This window comes from Streptococcus oralis (assembly GCF_022749195.1).
Lineage (GTDB): Bacteria > Bacillota > Bacilli > Lactobacillales > Streptococcaceae > Streptococcus > Streptococcus oralis_CI.
The window spans coordinates 1847804-1865169 of record NZ_CP094226.1 but is presented as its reverse complement, the minus strand read 5'-3'; the positions used below and the strand labels follow the sequence as shown (position 1 = coordinate 1865169).

Below are 17366 nucleotides of genomic sequence, written 5' to 3'. Positions count from 1 at the left end.
GAGTTTTGAAGTCTTATTTAATCTTTCCAAAGTTCTTTAACTTTTGCTTGTACTTCTGCATTTTCTAGGAATTCATCATAGGTTTCATCGATACGATCAATGACGCCATTCTTAGACAAAACAATAATATGGTTTGCTAAAGTTTGAATGAACTCGTGATCATGACTTGCAAAGATGATTGATTCTTTAAAGTTTTTCAATCCATCGTTCAAGCTTGAGATAGATTCCAAGTCCAAGTGATTTGTTGGATCATCAAGTACAAGGACATTTGATTTCAAGAGCATGAGTTTTGAAAGCATGACACGTACTTTTTCTCCCCCTGACAAGACGTTTACAGGCTTGTTAACCTCATCTCCAGAAAAGAGCATACGACCGAGGAAACCACGTAGGAAGGTATTGTCATCTTCTTCTTTACTTGCAAATTGACGCAACCAGTCAAGGATTGACTCTCCTCCTGCAAAATCAGCCGAGTTGTCTTTTGGCAAGTAAGAACGGCTAGTAGTAACTCCCCACTTGACGGTTCCTTCATAGTCAATGTCATCCATGATTGCACGAATTAATGCAGTCGTTTGGATGTCATTTTGTCCAATAAGAGCAGTCTTATCACCTGGACGCAAGATGAAACTAATATTGTCTAGGATAGTTTCGCCATCAATCTTTACAGTTAAATTTTCTACTGTCAAGAGATCATTACCAATCTCACGTTCTGCTTTAAAGTTGATAAATGGGTATTTACGACTAGAAGGAACAATTTCTTCTAATTCAATCTTGTCAAGCATTTTTTTACGAGACGTTGCTTGTCTTGACTTAGAAGCGTTGGCAGAGAAGCGAGCAACGAATTCTTGCAATTGCTTAATTTTTTCTTCTGCCTTGGCATTACGGTCTGCTAGCAATTTAGCAGCAAGCTCAGAAGATTCCTTCCAGAAGTCGTAGTTTCCGACATAGAGTTTGATTTTTCCAAAGTCAAGGTCGGCCATATGAGTACATACTTTGTTTAAGAAGTGGCGGTCATGAGATACAACGATAACGGTGTTATCAAAGTCAATCAAGAAGTCTTCTAGCCAAGTAATAGATTGGATGTCCAACCCGTTGGTCGGCTCGTCCAAGAGAAGAACGTCTGGTTTGCCAAAAAGTGCTTTAGCAAGGAGAACCTTCACTTTTTCACCATTGGCCAATTCGCTCATGTTTTGATAGTGCAATTCTTCTGGAATGTTTAGGTTTTGAAGTAATTGAGATGCTTCACTTTCTGCTTCCCAACCTCCAAGTTCAGCAAATTCACCTTCAAGTTCAGCTGCACGAACACCATCTTCATCGGAAAAATCTTCCTTCATGTAAATGGCATCTTTTTCTTTCATGATGTTGTAAAGTTTTTCATTTCCCATAATGACGACATCAATAACTCGCTCGTCTTCATAGTCAAAATGATTTTGACGGAGAACAGAGAGACGTTCATCTGGACCAAGAGAGATGTGACCAGTTGTTGGCTCGATATCACCAGCTAAGATTTTTAAGAATGTAGACTTCCCAGCACCATTAGCACCAATTAATCCGTATGTATTTCCTTCTGTAAATTTGATATTGACATCATCAAAAAGTTTGCGATCACTAAAACGTAGTGAAACATCAGATACTGTAAGCAATGTTTTTCTCCTATAATATGTAATATATTTATTCTACTAGAAAAGAGAGAAATATTCAAATTTTTGTTTGTCAATTTTGTGTCAATTAAGTTTACAGGTTTATTTACAATGAGTTAGTTGTTTGATTTAAATAATTTTCTGTTATTTTAACAAAAAAATGCTATAATTGAAGAGACCATTTCGAAGGAGAAAAAAATGACGAAACCCATTATTTTAACAGGAGATCGCCCAACAGGAAAACTGCATATTGGACATTATGTTGGGAGTCTTAAAAATAGAGTATTACTGCAGGAAGAAGACAAGTATGAGATGTTTGTTTTTTTGGCGGACCAACAAGCATTGACAGATCACGCCAAAGACCCTCAAACGATTGTAGAATCTATTGGGAATGTTGCCTTAGATTACCTAGCAGTTGGATTAGATCCAAGTAAATCAACTATCTTTATTCAAAGTCAGATTCCAGAGTTAGCTGAACTGTCTATGTACTATATGAATTTGGTGTCACTAGCACGTTTAGAGCGCAATCCTACAGTGAAAACAGAGATCGCTCAGAAAGGGTTTGGAGAAAGTATTCCGACAGGATTTTTAGTTTATCCGATTGCGCAAGCAGCAGATATTACTGCCTTCAAGGCTAATTATGTTCCTGTTGGGACAGATCAGAAACCAATGATTGAGCAAACTCGTGAGATTGTTCGTTCCTTTAATCATGCTTATAATTGTGAGGTCTTGGTGGAGCCAGAAGGTATTTATCCAGAAAATGAGAGGGCAGGGCGTTTGCCAGGTTTAGATGGAAATGCTAAAATGTCTAAATCCCTTAATAATGGTATTTATCTAGCTGATGATGTGGATACGTTGCGTAAAAAAGTCATGAGCATGTATACTGATCCAGACCATATTCGGGTTGAGGATCCAGGTAAGATTGAAGGAAATATGGTTTTCCATTATCTAGATGTATTTGGTCGTCCAGAAGATGCTCAAGACATTGCAGATATGAAAGAACATTATCAACGTGGTGGTCTTGGTGATGTAAAGACGAAACGTTATCTACTTGAAATATTAGAACGCGAACTTGGTCCTATTCGTGAGCGCCGTATCGAATTTGCTAAGGATATGGGAGAAGTGTACAATATGCTTCAAAAAGGTAGTGAGAAAGCGCGTGAAGTTGCAGGTCAAACCCTATCTGAGGTTAAAGGAGCAATGGGACTAAATTATTTTAAATAATAGATAAAATATGAATCATAAAGCTATCTCTTCCATAGGATCACAGGGATAGTTTTTTTATGATTTCTACCATAAATATAATTGACAAATTTTCATAGAATGGTATGATAGATACAATACAAAAAGAGTCAAGCTCAAAAAGAAAGAAAAGAGGAAACTTTAATGTCTAATTGGGATAATAAATTTTTAAAAAAAGGTTTTACCTTTGATGATGTATTGCTCATTCCAGCAGAAAGTCATGTGTTGCCTAATGACGCAGATTTAACAACAAAATTGGCAGATAATCTGACTTTAAATATCCCAATTATAACAGCCGCCATGGATACAGTCACAGAAAGTCAAATGGCTATTGCCATTGCTCGTGCAGGTGGTCTTGGAGTAATCCATAAAAATATGTCTATTGCGCAACAGGCAGATGAAGTTCGTAAGGTAAAACGTTCTGAAAATGGTGTTATTATTGATCCATTCTTCTTGACTCCAGAACACACAATTGCTGAAGCAGATGAACTGATGGGACGTTACCGTATCAGTGGTGTTCCAGTTGTGGAGACACTTGAAAATCGTAAATTGGTTGGTATTCTAACAAACCGAGATCTTCGCTTTATTTCAGATTACAATCAGCCAATCTCAAACCACATGACCAGTGAAAATCTTGTTACTGCTCCTGTTGGTACAGACCTTGCAACAGCTGAAAGCATTCTTCAAGAACACCGTATTGAAAAACTTCCTTTGGTTGATGAAGAAGGTCGTCTTTCTGGCTTGATTACTATTAAAGATATTGAAAAAGTGATTGAGTTTCCAAATGCTGCTAAAGATGAGTTTGGTCGTCTTCTAGTTGCCGGTGCGGTAGGTGTTACTTCAGATACATTTGAACGTGCCGAAGCCCTTTTTGAAGCAGGAGCGGATGCAATTGTTATTGATACTGCACATGGTCATTCTGCAGGTGTTCTACGTAAAATTGCTGAAATTCGTGCTCACTTCCCAGACCGCACTTTGATTGCGGGTAATATTGCTACTGCTGAAGGTGCGCGTGCTCTTTATGATGCAGGTGTAGATGTTGTCAAAGTCGGTATCGGACCAGGTTCTATTTGTACCACTCGTGTGATTGCAGGGGTTGGTGTTCCACAAGTGACAGCGATCTATGATGCAGCAGCAGTTGCGCGTGAATATGGTAAAACAATCATTGCTGATGGTGGAATCAAGTACTCTGGAGATATTGTAAAAGCCCTTGCTGCAGGTGGGAATGCAGTTATGCTTGGATCAATGTTTGCTGGAACAGACGAAGCACCAGGTGAAACGGAAATCTTCCAAGGACGTAAGTTTAAGACTTACCGTGGTATGGGATCAATCGCTGCAATGAAGAAAGGTTCAAGTGACCGTTACTTCCAAGGTTCTGTCAATGAAGCAAACAAACTCGTTCCAGAAGGAATTGAAGGCCGTGTTGCCTATAAAGGAGCAGCAGCTGATATTGTCTTCCAAATGATTGGTGGTATTCGCTCTGGTATGGGTTACTGTGGTGCAGTTAACCTTAAAGAATTACATGATAATGCTCAATTTATTGAAATGTCTGGGGCTGGTCTAAAAGAAAGCCATCCTCATGATGTACAAATCACTAATGAGGCGCCAAACTACTCCATGTAAGTACTAAAAAGAACTCCTGAATTTCAGGAGTTCTTTTTATTTACAAAGTTGTCAATTTTGATTTACAGAAATTTTACCGCTTTGGATATTGAAGATACTAAGATTTTCTGGCAAATTTTGCAAGTGGTCTAAACTTGTTGTTGTGATAAAGGTTTGGATAGATTGAGAAATGGTTTCTAGTAATTTTAGTTGCCGTGTATTGTCAAGTTCGCTCATAACATCATCAAGCAATAGTATAGGAGACTCGTTGGTAATACTTTCCATTAGCTCAATTTCTGCCAGTTTGATAGAAAGAACAAGGCTACGATGTTGACCTTGGCTTCCAAAACTAGCGTCCATACCATTGATGTAAAAGGTAATATCATCTCGATGAGGGCCAACTCCAGTATTCTTTTTAAATAAGTCTCTGGATCTGCTTTTATCCAAAGCCATTTTAAAAGAACTTGTTAGCTGTTCTTCATCAGTGAAGTTGACAGATGATTGATAATATATTGACAACTCTTCTAATTTATTTGAAATTTCTAAGTGTTTTTTTTGGCCAAATTTCTCTAAGTCTTTAATGAATTTTATCCGATGCTTTATAACGCGACAACCATACTCTATTAACTGATCATCTAAGACTGACAAAAATGTTTCATCAATCTTCTGGCTGGATTTTAGATAAGTATTTCTTTGCTTGAGTATATGGTTGTAGTTTGACAAGTCTGACAAGTAGATTGGTTTAATTTGTCCCAGTTCAATGTCTATAAACTTTCGACGGACAGAAGGCGCTCCTTTAATTAGCTGGAGATCTTCAGGTGCGAAGAGGACAACATTCATATGTCCAATATAGTCTGATAGGCGCGCTTGTTTTAAGTGATTGACCTTAGTCACACGCCCTTTTGGTGTTAAATCAATTTCTAGAGGGATAGAGCTTGTTTTTTTCTGTAGCAAGCCAGAAAGATGGAGTTGCTCGTTATCAAAATGAATGAGATTTTTATCTGTACGAGTCCGATGACTACGTGTCAAGGCTAAGAAATAGATTGCTTCTAGAATATTGGTTTTTCCTTGTGCATTTTGACCTAGAAAGACATTTAATTTTGGATTGAAATCAATTTTTGCCTCTTTGTAGTTTCGAAAGGTTTTAATTGTTAAATGTTGGAGCCACATGGTTATCTTCCTGGAAAACGTGGAACTTGTTTGGTTTTAGGCGATGAAGAAGTTTTTTGTTTTTCTTTCTTGACACCTTTATTCATCTCTTTGACAAGTTTAGCAATTCGCTCTTTCTCAATCTTATCTGCTTGATACTCTTCTTGCTCTTTTAAACTTGGTTGTGTCAAGGTGATGTCAATCTTTAAATCAGGAATGTCAATCGTATCTCCAATACGGATTTTTTTCCCACGTCTACTTTCTAACTCACCATTAAAGTAAACTTGATGATCTATTAAAAAGGATTTGATAGCACCACCGCTTTGTATAATTCCAAGTTCTTTTAGGAGGGCTTGGAGCGTAATAAATTTTTCAAATATTTTGTATTCCATAATTCACCTCAATCTTTGGTATTATACCATATTTTCCTTGAAATAGCTGAAGGAAAGTTAGCTGAAATGAAAACGGTTTTACTCTTTAAAGCTATAAAGAGAACAAGAAAAATTTTAATTTTCGTGGTATAATAGAACTCTATATGTAAGGAGGTAAGGTATGGAATTAGTGCCTGGAATTTCAGCACATTTTGTTCAATCCAAAAAGTTTAAAACAAATAAAATTACCATTCGTTTTACTGCTCCCTTATCTCTTGAGACGATAGCAGGACGTATGTTGAGCGCGAGTATGTTGGAGACGGCAAATCAAGTTTACCCAACATCTCAAGTATTTCGCAGATACTTGGCAAGTTTATATGGAACAGATATTTCCACAAGTGCTTATCGTAGGGGACAGGCACATATTCTTGACTTAACGTTTACTTATGTGAGGGATGATTTTTTAAGTAAAAAGAATGTCTTGACTTCTCGAATTTTGGAATTGGTGAAACAGACTTTATTTGCTCCCTTAGCTCAAGATGGTGCTTTTGAGCCAGCCCTATTTGAAATTGAAAGAAAACAGTTATTGGCTAGTTTAGCTACTGATATGGATGATTCATTTTATTTTGCTCATAAGGAGTTGGATAGCTTGTTCTTTCATGATGAGCGTCTTCAATTGAGATACAGTGATTTACGAAATAGTATTTCAAATGAGTCTCCGGAAAGTAGCTACACGTGCTTTCAAAATGCTCTGAAAAATGATCGTATTGATTTCTTTTTCTTAGGTGATTTTAATGAAGTAGAAATTACAGAATCGCTGAAGTCATTACCCTTTACAGCTAGAGAGAACGGCATCACTATCCAGTACCATCAATCTTATTCGAATGTCCTACGAGAGGGAATGATTCAGAGGAATGTTGGGCAATCTATTTTAGAATTAGGCTATCATTCTCCTGTAAAATATGGTGATGATGAGCATTTGCCCATGCTTGTTATGAATGGTTTGTTGGGTGAATTTGCACATTCGAAACTTTTTACAAACGTTCGTGAAAATGCTGGAATAGCCTATACAGTCTCGAGTCAATTGGATTTGTTTAGTGGTCTGTTAAGGATGTATGCGGGTATTGATGGAGAAAATCGAAATCAGGCTAGAAAAATGATGAATCATCAATTGCTAGATCTGAAAAAGGGTAACTTTACAGATTTTGAACTTGAACAGACTAAGGAGATGATTCGACGATCTTTCTTGATGGCTCAAGATAATCAACAGACCCTAGTTGAAAGAGTCTATTTGAATACTCTATTGGGAAAATCAAGCTTTGATATGGATCGATTGGTGGCAAAATTAGAGAGTGTTGATAAAGAAGCTATATGTAAAGCTGTCAACAGTTTAAAGTTACAAGCGATTTACTTTATGGAAGGAGTAGAATGACAAAGGTTACTTTTGAAGAAAAATACTATCCTGCTGTAAAGGAAACAGTCTACAAAACAAAATTGTCAAATGGGTTGACAGTTTCTTTACTCCCTAAGCAAGATTTCAATGAGGTTTATGGGATTGTAACGATTCAATTTGGTTCTGTAGATGCAACTTATACAAGCTTGGACAAAGGTTTACGTCATCATCCAGCAGGAATTGCACATTTTCTTGAACATAAATTATTTGAAAGAGAAAATTCTGAGGATATAATGGCTGCGTTTACTCGATTAGGTGCGGACAGTAATGCCTTTACAAGCTTTACTAAGACCAGCTATCTTTTTTCAACAATTGACCATCTATTAGAAAATTTAGATTTGCTAGATGAGTTAGTCGGAGATGTTCATTTTACAGAAGATTCTGTTTTGAGGGAACAGGATATTATCCAGCAAGAACGAGAAATGTACCAAGATGATCCAGACTCACGTTTGTTTTTTGCAACATTAGCCAACCTTTATCCTGATACTCCTTTAGCAACAGATATAGTTGGAAGTGAAAAATCAATTTCTGATATTCAAGTTTCAAATTTAAAAGAGAACTTTACAGACTTTTACAAACCTGTCAACATGTCACTGTTTTTAGTTGGGAATATTGATGTGGAAGTTGTTGAGGAATACTTTTCGAAAAAGGAAAAGGAAGTTTCAAACCAGTTTACGGTTTCAAAAGAGCAACTCCTTTTGCAGCCTGTGAAGCAAACAGATAGTCTTCGGATGGAAGTTTCTTCACCCAAACTTGCTGTTGCGATTAGAGGCAATGGGCAAATAACAGAAGCTGAGTCTTATCGTTACAATATTTTATTGAAATTACTATTTACGATGATGTTTGGTTGGACTTCTGATCGTTTTCAAAAGTTATATGAGACTGGGAAGTTAGATGCGTCATTGTCACTTGAGGTTGAAGTCAACAGTCGCTTTCATTTTGTGATATTGACAATGGACACCAAAGAGCCTGTTTCTCTGTCGCATCAATTTCGTAAAGCGATTCGTCAGTTTAGTAATGATGCGGATATTACCGAGGAACATTTAGATCTTGTTAAGAGTGAGATGTTTGGGGAGTTTTTCAGTAGCATGAACTCTTTGGAATTTATTGCAACTCAATACGATCCGATGGATCGCGGAGAAACAATTTTTGATTTTCCGAAAATTTTACAGGAAATTACTTTGGAGGATGTTCTAGAAGCTGGACATCGTTTGATTGATAATGGTGATCTAGTTGATTTTACAATCTTTCCAGCTTAAAAGATGACTAATACTAGAAAGAAGGAATGGTACGTATGAGAAAAAAAACAATTGGCGAGGTTCTACGTTTAGCCAGAATTAACCAGGGATTGAGTTTAGAAGAATTGCAGGAAAAAACTGAAATTCAGTTGCATTTTCTAGAAGCTATGGAGGCAGATGATTTTGATCAACTTCCTAGTACCTTCTATGCTCGTTCTTTTTTAAGAAAATATGCCTGGGCAGTAGAGTTAGATGAAAGAATTGTTTTGGATGCATATGATTCAGGTAGTATGATCACTTATGAAGAGGTAGATGTCGATGAAGAAGACTTGTCTGGTCGCAGACGATCAAATAAGAAAAAAACCTCTTATCTCCCCTTGTTTTATTTCGTCCTATTTGCTTTGTCCATTTTAATTTTTGTCACTTACTATGTTTGGAACTACATCCAAACTCAGCCAAGTCCTTCTTCAGCTAATTATATTGTTGTGAGCTCAACTAGTTCAACAACCTCATCTAGCTCATCTTCTAGTAGTCAGGCGTCTAGCTCGTCTTCTACTACGGAATCAACTATTACAGTGTCAGGTGAAGGAAACCGCATTGAAGCTCGGTATAAAACGAGTAAGGAAACCGCTACTGTTCAATTGGCAGTTTCAGATGAAGCTAGTTGGGTTAGTGTTTCAGGAAGTGAGCTGGAGGGTGGTGTGACACTATCCGCAGACAATAAGAATGCAAAAACAACAGTTTCAACTAAGAATCCTGTTACCATTACTTTAGGTGTAGTGAAAGGAGTTACTGTGACTGTGGACAATCAAACGATTGATACTTCGAAGCTGACAACTCAGACTGGAACTGTAACACTTACATTTACTACAGATTAAGGAAAAATCAATGAAAAAAGAACAAATTCCTAATGTATTAACAATTGGTAGAATTCTCTTTATACCTCTCTTTATTCTTATTTTGACTTTGGGCCATTCACTAGGCAGTCATTTGCTAGCAGCTATAATTTTTGCAGTTGCTAGTGTAACGGATTATCTTGATGGCTACCTTGCTCGTAAATGGAATGTAGTCAGCAATTTTGGAAAATTTGCTGATCCGATGGCTGATAAGCTGTTGGTTATGTCAGCTTTTATCATGTTGATTGAGTTAGGTATGGCTCCAGCTTGGGTTGTTGCTATTATCATCTGTCGTGAACTTGCGGTGACAGGCTTGCGCTTGTTGCTTGTTGAGACGGGAGGGACAGTTCTAGCAGCAGCGATGCCAGGGAAAATCAAAACCTTTAGTCAGATGTTTGCCATTATCTTTTTGCTCTTACATTGGAATTTAATTGGTCAACTGTTGCTTTATATAGCTTTATTTTTCACCATCTACTCTGGTTATGATTATTTCAAGGGTAGCGCTCATGTATTCAAAGGAACATTTGGTTCGAAATGAAATCGATTATTGAAGTAAAAGATCTGTCTTTTCGTTATAAGGAAGACCAGGATCATTATGACGTTAATAATGTCTCGTTTCACGTGAAACGGGGAGAATGGCTTTCGATTGTAGGTCATAATGGGAGTGGAAAATCGACAACTATCCGTTTGATTGATGGATTGCTTGAAGCAGAGTCTGGAGAAATCTGGATAGATGGCCAATTGCTGTCCTCTGAGAACGTTTGGGACTTACGCCGTCAAATTGGTATGGTTTTTCAAAATCCAGATAACCAATTTGTGGGGGCAACTGTTGAAGATGATGTCGCCTTTGGTTTAGAAAATCAGGGACTTCCTCGTGAAGAAATGAAGAAGAGAGTGACTGAATCTTTGGAGTTGGTGGGGATGCTGGACTTTAAGAAGAGAGAACCAGCTCGTTTATCTGGTGGCCAAAAACAACGTGTGGCCATTGCAGGAGTTGTTGCCCTGAGGCCAGCTATTTTAATTCTAGATGAGGCTACAAGTATGTTGGACCCCGAGGGACGAAGAGAACTGATTCAGACAGTTCAAGAGATTCGAAAAGACTATCAGATGACAGTCGTCTCCATTACACATGACTTGGAAGAAGTTGCGATGAGTGACCGTGTCTTGGTCATGAAAAAAGGCCAAGTGGAGTCAACCAGCAGCCCAAGAGAACTTTTTTCTCGGGATGACCTTGACCAGATAGGGTTGGATGAACCTTTTACTAATCAATTGAGAGAATCTTTGAGAGAGACTGGTTATCAGTTGCCGGATGGCTATTTGACAGAAGGAGAGCTAGAGGACAAGTTATGGGAATTACTCTAGAAAATGTGAGCTTTACCTATCAAGAGGGAACTCCCCTATCTTCATCAGCCTTGACTGATGTTTCTTTGACGATTGAGGATGGTTCCTATACAGCTTTAGTAGGGCACACAGGCAGTGGGAAATCAACGATTTTACAGCTTTTAAATGGCCTATTGGTACCAAGTAAGGGTTCTGTTCGAGTTTTCGATACCGTCATTACCCCTACATCAACCAATAAAGAAATTCGTCAGATTCGAAAGCAAGTTGGTCTAGTGTTTCAATTTGCTGAAAATCAGATTTTCGAAGAGACTGTTTTGAAAGATGTTGCATTTGGACCGCAAAATTTTGGAGTTTCTGAGGAAGAGGCTAAGAAAATTGCGCGTGAAAAGTTAGCATTGGTAGGCATTGATGAGTCTCTCTTTGAGCGCAGTCCCTTTGAACTTTCGGGGGGGCAGATGAGACGTGTAGCTATAGCAGGTATGCTAGCCATGGAGCCAACTGTCTTAGTTTTGGACGAGCCTACAGCAGGGCTAGATCCTCTGGGCAGAAAAGAACTGATGACCTTGTTTAAAAAACTCCACCTTTCTGGAATGACAATCGTTCTAGTAACGCATTTGATGGATGATGTAGCTACGTATGCTGATCAGGTTTATGTTATGGAAAAGGGGCGTTTAGTCAAAAGTGGCAAACCGAGTGATGTTTTCCAAGATGTAGCCTCTATGGAAAAGGTGCAGTTAGGTGTGCCTAAAATAACAGCCTTTTGTAAACGTTTGGCAGATAGAGGTGTAGCTTTTAAAAAATTGCCAATCAAGATAGAGGAGTTTAAGGAGTCGCTAAATGGATAGTATGATTTTAGGGCGTTATATACCGGGGGATTCCATCATTCATCGCTTGGATCCCCGTAGTAAATTGCTTGCCATGATCCTGTTGATTTTGATTGTATTTTGGGCCAATAATCCCCTCACTAATCTCATTCTGTTTGTAGCGACAGGTATATTTATCGCTTTGTCAGGCGTTTCCCTCTCATTTTTCGTTCAGGGATTAAAATCCATGTTCTTCCTGATCGCTTTTACGACTCTTTTTCAGCTCTTTTTCATTTCAAGTGGAAATGTCCTATTTGAGTTTTCTTTTATAAGAATAACGGATTATGCTTTGCAACAAGCAGGAATCATTTTCTGTCGTTTTGTGTTGATTATTTTCTTTTCAACCTTGCTGACATTAACGACCATGCCTTTGAGTTTGGCAGCTGCAGTTGAAGCTCTTTTAGCACCGCTGAAACGCGTGAAAGTTCCCGTTCATGAAATTGGTCTCATGTTATCAATGAGTTTGCGTTTTGTTCCAACCTTGATGGATGACACAACGAGAATTATGAATGCTCAAAAAGCTCGTGGAGTTGACTTTGGCGAAGGTAGCATCGTGCAAAAGGTAAAGGCTATGATTCCAATTTTAATTCCTCTTTTTGCGACGAGCTTAAAGCGTGCAGATTCATTGGCAATAGCCATGGAAGCTCGTGGTTATCAAGGAGGAAAGGGTAGAAGTCAGTATAGACAGTTGAGATGGAGTCAAAAGGATACACTGGCAATTCTTGTGATTTTGGTACTGGGATGTTTCTTATTTTTCTTAAAATCTTAGCAGGTTTGTAGGATTGATAAGAAGCTCACAGTAGCAGGTTTTTAGTATAAAGGTAGGAATATGAACCGTTTTAAAAAATCAAAATATCTAATTATCGTTTTTGTCACAGTTCTGGCAGTTTCTGTTCTATTAGTGACAACCTATTCAAGCGCTATTGTGACGAAACTAGGAGATGGGATTTCATTAGTAGATAGAATTGTTCAAAAACCCTTTCAGTGGTTTGATACTTTCAAATCGGATTTGGGACATTTGACGCAGACTTACAATGAAAATGAGAGTCTAAAGAAACAGCTCTATCAACTAGAGGTGGAGTCTAATCAATCAGAAAGTTTAAAAAATGAAAATGAACAACTACGTCAGTTGCTGGATATGAAGTCAAAATTGCAGGCTACAAAAACCATTGCAGCAGATGTGATTATGCGAGCTCCAGTATCTTGGAAACAAGAGTTGACAATTGATGCGGGAAGTTCAAAAGGAGCTTCTGAAAATATGTTGGCCATTGCAAACGGGGGTTTGATTGGTAGTGTTTCAAAGGTGGAGGATCATTCAACAACGGTCAATCTATTGACAAACACCGAAAATTCAGACAAAATTTCTGTTAAAATTCTGCATGGTTCTACTGAAATTTACGGGATTATCATTGGTTATGATAAGGAGTCTGAACTGCTTAAAATTAGTCAATTAAACAGCAACAGCGACATTAGCGCGGGAGACAAGGTGACTACAGGGGGGCTCGGAAACTTTAATGTTAAGGATATCCCTGTTGGAGAGGTTGTTGCTACAACACACAGCAGTGATTATCTAACAAAGGAAGTAACAGTCAAGTTAAGTGCTGACACCAAAAATCTTCATGTGGTAGAGTTAGTGGGGAATTAGCAATGAGACTGTTAAAACAAATTGGTATTTTCTTTTTACTCCCTTTTGTCGTACTAATTGATGCACATATTGGACAATTAGCGGGATCCTTCTCCCCTCACTTTCATTTAGCAAGTCATTTTCTGTTTTTATTTCTCTTGTTTGAGACAATTGAGGTTTCAGAATACCTCTATCTAGCTTATTGCTGTATAGTGGGTTTGGTGTACGATATCTATTTTTTCCACTTGATAGGAATTGCGACACTTCTATTTATCTTAATAGGTGCTTCGCTCCATAAATTTAATAGTGTAATTTTGCTAAACCGTTGGACAAGAATGTTAACAATAGTTGTGATGAGTTTCCTATTTGATATGGGGAGCTACCTCCTTGCTCTTGCTATGGGATTGACAGTAGAATCGATGCCAGTTTTCATCGTCTATAGTCTTGTCCCATCAATGATTTTAAACTTTTTATGGATGCTTATTTTCCAATATATTTTTGAAAAATGTTATCTATAAGAAAGAAATAAAAATGTAACAAAGGCGTAATATTTATTATGTCTTTTTTTGGTATACTAGTAATGTCTTAAATAGAAGGAGTATCTACACAATATGAAGAAAAAAATCTTAGCGTCACTTTTATTAAGTACAGTATTGGTGTCTCAAGCGGCAGTATTGACAACTGTCCACGCTGAAACAACTGATGAAAAGATTGCTGCTCAAGATAGTAAGATTAGTAATTTGACATCTCAACAAAAAGAAGCTCAAAAACAAGTAGATGAAATCCAAACGCAAGTTACAGCTATCCAAACTCAACAAACAAACTTAGAAGCTGAGAACGAAACTCTACAAGCTGAATCTAAAAAACTTGAAGGAGAAATTACAGAGCTCTCTAAGAACATTGTTGCTCGTAATGAATCTTTGGAGAAACAAGCACGTAGCGCACAAACTAACGGTGCTGCAACTAGCTACATCAATACAATTGTAAACTCAAAATCAATTACAGAAGCTATTTCACGTGTTGCAGCAATGAGCGAGATTGTATCAGCTAACAACAAAATGTTGGAGCAACAGAAAGCTGATAAGAAATCTATCGCTGAAAAACAGGTTGCAAATAATGAAGCAATCAACACTGTCATTGCGAACCAACAAACGCTTGCTGACGATGCACAAGCATTGACAACAAAACAAGCAGAGTTGAAAGTTGCTGAGTTAAACCTTGCTGCAGAGAAAGCTACTGCAGAAAGTGATAAAGCTACTTTATTGGAACAAAAAGCAGCAGCAGAGGCAGAAGCAAAAGCAGCAGCTGAAGCAGAAGCAGCTTATAAAGCACGTCAAACAAGCCAACAACAATCAGTTGTTGCTTCTGGAAATACAACACTTTCAGATCAAGTGCAAGCAACTTCAAGCTCTTCATCAGATGATGATTCAAGCTACACTCCAGCACCTGCTCCAACTCCAGCTAGACAGCGTCCAACATACAGTACAAATGCTTCAAGTTATCCAACTGGTGAATGTACTTGGGGAGCTAAAACATTAGCACCTTGGGCTGGAGATTACTGGGGTAACGGAGCGCAGTGGGCTACAAGTGCAGCAGCTGCAGGATTCCGTACAGGATCAACTCCACAAGTTGGTGCGATTGCATGTTGGAATGACGGTGGATATGGACACGTAGCGGTTGTTACAGCAGTTTCATCATCAACTAGCATTCAAGTATCAGAATCAAACTATGGTGGAAATCGTACAATCGGTAACAAACGTGGATGGTTCAACCCAACTACAACTTCTGAAGGTTATGTAACATACATCTATCCAAACTAATGAATGAAACGAAGAGGCTCGATTTGAGTCTCTTTTATTATTTTTTATCGAAAGCAAGGCCGAAATCTATTAAAACCACTTGAAAATATGGCTAAAATGTGATAAAATGAAACCTGTCGTGTAAACGATAATACTCATTCTTGATGAATTGTGAAACTGTTGCCCTCGGGTCGTTTTGCAAGCTGAAGTCGAGGAGAGGAAAAAAACAAAAAGGAGAAATACTCATGGCAGTAATTTCAATGAAACAACTTCTTGAGGCTGGTGTACACTTTGGTCACCAAACTCGTCGCTGGAACCCTAAGATGGCTAAGTACATCTTTACTGAGCGTAACGGAATCCACGTTATCGACTTGCAACAAACTGTAAAATACGCTGACCAAGCTTACGACTTTATGCGTGATGCAGCAGCTAACGATGCAGTTGTATTGTTTGTTGGTACTAAGAAACAAGCTGCTGACGCTGTTAAAGAAGAAGCAGAGCGTTCAGGTCAATACTACATCAACCATCGTTGGTTGGGTGGAACTCTTACTAACTGGGGAACTATCCAAAAACGTATTGCTCGTTTGAAAGAAATCAAACGCATGGAAGAAGAAGGAATCTTTGATGTTCTTCCTAAGAAAGAAGTTGCACTTCTTAACAAACAACGTGCACGTCTTGAAAAATTCTTGGGTGGTATCGAAGATATGCCTCGTATCCCAGATGTAATGTACGTAGTTGATCCACATAAAGAACAAATCGCTGTTAAAGAAGCTAAAAAATTGGGAATCCCAGTTGTAGCGATGGTTGACACAAACACTGATCCAGACGATATCGATGTAATCATCCCAGCTAACGATGACGCTATCCGCGCGGTTAAATTGATCACAGCTAAATTGGCTGACGCTATCATCGAAGGACGTCAAGGTGAAGATGCAGCAGCAGTTGAAGCAGAATTTGAAGCTTCAGAAGCTCAAGCTGACTCAATCGAAGAAATCGTTGAAGTTGTAGAAGGCGACAACGCTTAATTCAAATAAGTAATCATTACCTAGGAGGGCGGGGCTTAGCCCGGCTCTCCTATTTTTAAAAAATATAGGAGAATCAAAATGGCAGAAATTACAGCTAAACTTGTAAAAGAGTTGCGTGAAAAATCTGGTGCTGGTGTTATGGACGCTAAGAAAGCATTGGTTGAAGTTGAAGGTGATATCGAAAAAGCAATCGAATTGCTTCGTGAAAAAGGTATGGCTAAGGCAGCTAAGAAAGCTGACCGTGTTGCAGCTGAAGGTTTGACTGGTGTATTTGTTAACGGTAACGTTGCAGCAGTAGTTGAAGTAAATGCTGAAACTGACTTCGTTGCGAAAAACGCTCAATTCGTTGAGTTGGTAAATGCAACAGCTAAAGTAATTGCTGAAGGTAAACCAGCGAACAACGAAGAAGCACTTGCTTTGACAATGCCTTCAGGTGAAACTCTTGAAGCAGCCTATGTATCTGCAACAGCTACAATCGGTGAAAAAATCTCATTCCGTCGTTTTGCTTTGCTTGAAAAAACAGATGCACAACACTTTGGAGCATACCAACACAATGGTGGCCGTATCGGTGTTATCTCTGTTATTGAAGGTGGAGACGAAGCTCTTGCTAAACAAATCTCAATGCACATTGCTGCGATGAAACCAACAGTTCTTTCTTACAAAGAATTGGATGAGCAATTCGTTAAAGATGAGTTGGCACAATTGAACCACGTAATCGACCAAGATAACGAAAGCCGTGCAATGGTTGGTAAACCAGCTCTTCCACACTTGAAGTATGGATCAAAAGCACAATTGACTGATGAAGTGATTGCTCAAGCTGAAGCTGATATCAAAGCTGAGTTGGCTGCAGAAGGCAAACCAGAAAAAATCTGGGACAAAATCATCCCAGGTAAAATGGACCGCTTCATGCTTGACAACACTAAAGTTGACCAAGCATACACACTTCTTGCACAAGTATATATCATGGATGACAGCAAGACAGTTGAAGCTTACCTTGAATCAGTAAATGCTTCAGTAGTTGAGTTCGCTCGCTTTGAAGTTGGTGAAGGTATCGAGAAAGCTGCAAACGACTTTGAAGCAGAAGTTGCAGCTACAATGGCAGCAGCCTTGAATAACTAATAGAAAA

General features: G+C 38.4%; 17 protein-coding genes. 14 read left to right on the top strand and 3 right to left on the bottom strand.

The window, feature by feature from the left end; genetic code table 11:
- Positions 1-17 precede the first annotated feature (17 nt).
- On the bottom strand, positions 18-1640 hold the full coding sequence (locus MP387_RS09065; RefSeq protein WP_000958788.1) for an ATP-binding cassette domain-containing protein: 1623 nt from the start codon (positions 1638-1640) through the stop codon (positions 18-20).
- Between the two features lie 195 nt (positions 1641-1835).
- Between MP387_RS09065 and trpS the strand changes: the two genes are divergently transcribed.
- Both trpS and guaB read left to right on the top strand, forming a co-directional pair.
- Entirely contained in the window at positions 1836-2861 is a 1026-nt protein-coding gene (trpS, locus tag MP387_RS09060; protein WP_000165464.1) for a tryptophan--tRNA ligase, read from the top strand.
- Positions 2862-3023: 162 nt separating this feature from the next.
- Positions 3024-4502 (top strand): IMP dehydrogenase, encoded by a 1479-nt coding sequence (guaB, locus tag MP387_RS09055; RefSeq protein WP_242746604.1) that lies wholly within the window; start codon positions 3024-3026, stop codon positions 4500-4502.
- A gap of 51 nt (positions 4503-4553) precedes the next feature.
- On the opposite strand, the gene recF is transcribed toward guaB, so the two are convergent.
- A complete protein-coding gene (gene recF, locus MP387_RS09050; protein WP_242746602.1) occupies positions 4554-5651 on the bottom strand; it encodes a DNA replication/repair protein RecF in 1098 nt (365 codons plus the stop codon).
- 2 nt (positions 5652-5653) lie between these two features.
- The gene (yaaA, locus tag MP387_RS09045) at positions 5654-6022 is read right to left on the bottom strand and encodes a S4 domain-containing protein YaaA (protein WP_242746599.1); all 369 of its coding nucleotides are present in this window, start codon (positions 6020-6022) and stop codon (positions 5654-5656) included.
- Between the two features lie 160 nt (positions 6023-6182).
- Here yaaA and yfmF point away from each other — a divergent pair, with 160 nt between their 5' ends.
- From yfmF to tsf, 12 genes are all read left to right on the top strand, one after another.
- Entirely contained in the window at positions 6183-7433 is a 1251-nt protein-coding gene (yfmF, locus tag MP387_RS09040; protein WP_242746596.1) for an EF-P 5-aminopentanol modification-associated protein YfmF, read from the top strand.
- Positions 7430-8713, top strand: a complete 1284-nt coding sequence (gene yfmH / locus MP387_RS09035) for an EF-P 5-aminopentanol modification-associated protein YfmH (RefSeq protein WP_242746593.1) — start codon at positions 7430-7432, stop codon at positions 8711-8713. Before yfmF ends, yfmH begins: the two co-directional genes overlap by 4 nt.
- Before the next feature lie 35 nt (positions 8714-8748).
- The gene (gene rodZ / locus MP387_RS09030; RefSeq protein ID WP_242746590.1) at positions 8749-9570 is read left to right on the top strand and encodes a cytoskeleton protein RodZ; all 822 of its coding nucleotides are present in this window, start codon (positions 8749-8751) and stop codon (positions 9568-9570) included.
- A 10-nt stretch (positions 9571-9580) separates the two neighbouring features.
- A complete protein-coding gene (gene pgsA, locus MP387_RS09025) occupies positions 9581-10126 on the top strand; it encodes a CDP-diacylglycerol--glycerol-3-phosphate 3-phosphatidyltransferase (protein WP_242746588.1) in 546 nt (181 codons plus the stop codon).
- Positions 10123-10950 carry an energy-coupling factor ABC transporter ATP-binding protein gene (locus MP387_RS09020; protein ID WP_242746585.1) on the top strand — a complete coding sequence of 276 codons (828 nt, stop codon included), beginning with the start codon at positions 10123-10125 and terminating at the stop codon, positions 10948-10950. Before pgsA ends, MP387_RS09020 begins: the two co-directional genes overlap by 4 nt.
- Positions 10935-11774, top strand: coding sequence for an energy-coupling factor transporter ATPase (locus tag MP387_RS09015; protein WP_000513212.1), 840 nt, complete (start codon positions 10935-10937; stop codon positions 11772-11774). The genes MP387_RS09020 and MP387_RS09015 overlap by 16 nt, the downstream gene beginning before the upstream one ends.
- Complete coding sequence (locus tag MP387_RS09010) at positions 11767-12561, top strand: energy-coupling factor transporter transmembrane component T family protein (protein WP_084877144.1); 795 nt, start codon at positions 11767-11769, stop codon at positions 12559-12561. Before MP387_RS09015 ends, MP387_RS09010 begins: the two co-directional genes overlap by 8 nt.
- 60 nt (positions 12562-12621) lie before the next feature.
- Positions 12622-13437 carry a rod shape-determining protein MreC gene (gene mreC / locus MP387_RS09005; protein WP_242746580.1) on the top strand — a complete coding sequence of 272 codons (816 nt, stop codon included), beginning with the start codon at positions 12622-12624 and terminating at the stop codon, positions 13435-13437.
- 2 nt (positions 13438-13439) lie between these two features.
- Positions 13440-13934, top strand: a complete 495-nt coding sequence (mreD, locus tag MP387_RS09000) for a rod shape-determining protein MreD (protein WP_242746577.1) — start codon at positions 13440-13442, stop codon at positions 13932-13934.
- 93 nt (positions 13935-14027) lie between these two features.
- Positions 14028-15236 (top strand): peptidoglycan hydrolase PcsB, encoded by a 1209-nt coding sequence (gene pcsB / locus MP387_RS08995; protein ID WP_070569576.1) that lies wholly within the window; start codon positions 14028-14030, stop codon positions 15234-15236.
- A gap of 224 nt (positions 15237-15460) precedes the next feature.
- Complete coding sequence (gene rpsB, locus MP387_RS08990) at positions 15461-16240, top strand: 30S ribosomal protein S2 (RefSeq protein ID WP_000268476.1); 780 nt, start codon at positions 15461-15463, stop codon at positions 16238-16240.
- A 78-nt stretch (positions 16241-16318) separates the two neighbouring features.
- Positions 16319-17359 (top strand): translation elongation factor Ts, encoded by a 1041-nt coding sequence (tsf, locus tag MP387_RS08985; RefSeq protein ID WP_242746574.1) that lies wholly within the window; start codon positions 16319-16321, stop codon positions 17357-17359.
- The last annotated feature ends 7 nt before the right edge of the window (positions 17360-17366 follow it).

Coding starts and splice junctions, on each gene's coding strand:
- trpS (WP_000165464.1), top strand. CDS start 1,836: ATGACGAAACCCATTATTTTAACAGGAGATCGCCCAACAGGAAAACTG.
- guaB (WP_242746604.1), top strand. CDS start 3,024: ATGTCTAATTGGGATAATAAATTTTTAAAAAAAGGTTTTACCTTTGAT.
- recF (WP_242746602.1), bottom strand. CDS start 5,651: ATGTGGCTCCAACATTTAACAATTAAAACCTTTCGAAACTACAAAGAG.
- yaaA (WP_242746599.1), bottom strand. CDS start 6,022: ATGGAATACAAAATATTTGAAAAATTTATTACGCTCCAAGCCCTCCTA.
- yfmF (WP_242746596.1), top strand. CDS start 6,183: ATGGAATTAGTGCCTGGAATTTCAGCACATTTTGTTCAATCCAAAAAG.
- yfmH (WP_242746593.1), top strand. CDS start 7,430: ATGACAAAGGTTACTTTTGAAGAAAAATACTATCCTGCTGTAAAGGAA.
- rodZ (WP_242746590.1), top strand. CDS start 8,749: ATGAGAAAAAAAACAATTGGCGAGGTTCTACGTTTAGCCAGAATTAAC.
- pgsA (WP_242746588.1), top strand. CDS start 9,581: ATGAAAAAAGAACAAATTCCTAATGTATTAACAATTGGTAGAATTCTC.
- MP387_RS09020 (WP_242746585.1), top strand. CDS start 10,123: ATGAAATCGATTATTGAAGTAAAAGATCTGTCTTTTCGTTATAAGGAA.
- MP387_RS09015 (WP_000513212.1), top strand. CDS start 10,935: ATGGGAATTACTCTAGAAAATGTGAGCTTTACCTATCAAGAGGGAACT.
- MP387_RS09010 (WP_084877144.1), top strand. CDS start 11,767: ATGGATAGTATGATTTTAGGGCGTTATATACCGGGGGATTCCATCATT.
- mreC (WP_242746580.1), top strand. CDS start 12,622: ATGAACCGTTTTAAAAAATCAAAATATCTAATTATCGTTTTTGTCACA.
- mreD (WP_242746577.1), top strand. CDS start 13,440: ATGAGACTGTTAAAACAAATTGGTATTTTCTTTTTACTCCCTTTTGTC.
- pcsB (WP_070569576.1), top strand. CDS start 14,028: ATGAAGAAAAAAATCTTAGCGTCACTTTTATTAAGTACAGTATTGGTG.
- rpsB (WP_000268476.1), top strand. CDS start 15,461: ATGGCAGTAATTTCAATGAAACAACTTCTTGAGGCTGGTGTACACTTT.
- tsf (WP_242746574.1), top strand. CDS start 16,319: ATGGCAGAAATTACAGCTAAACTTGTAAAAGAGTTGCGTGAAAAATCT.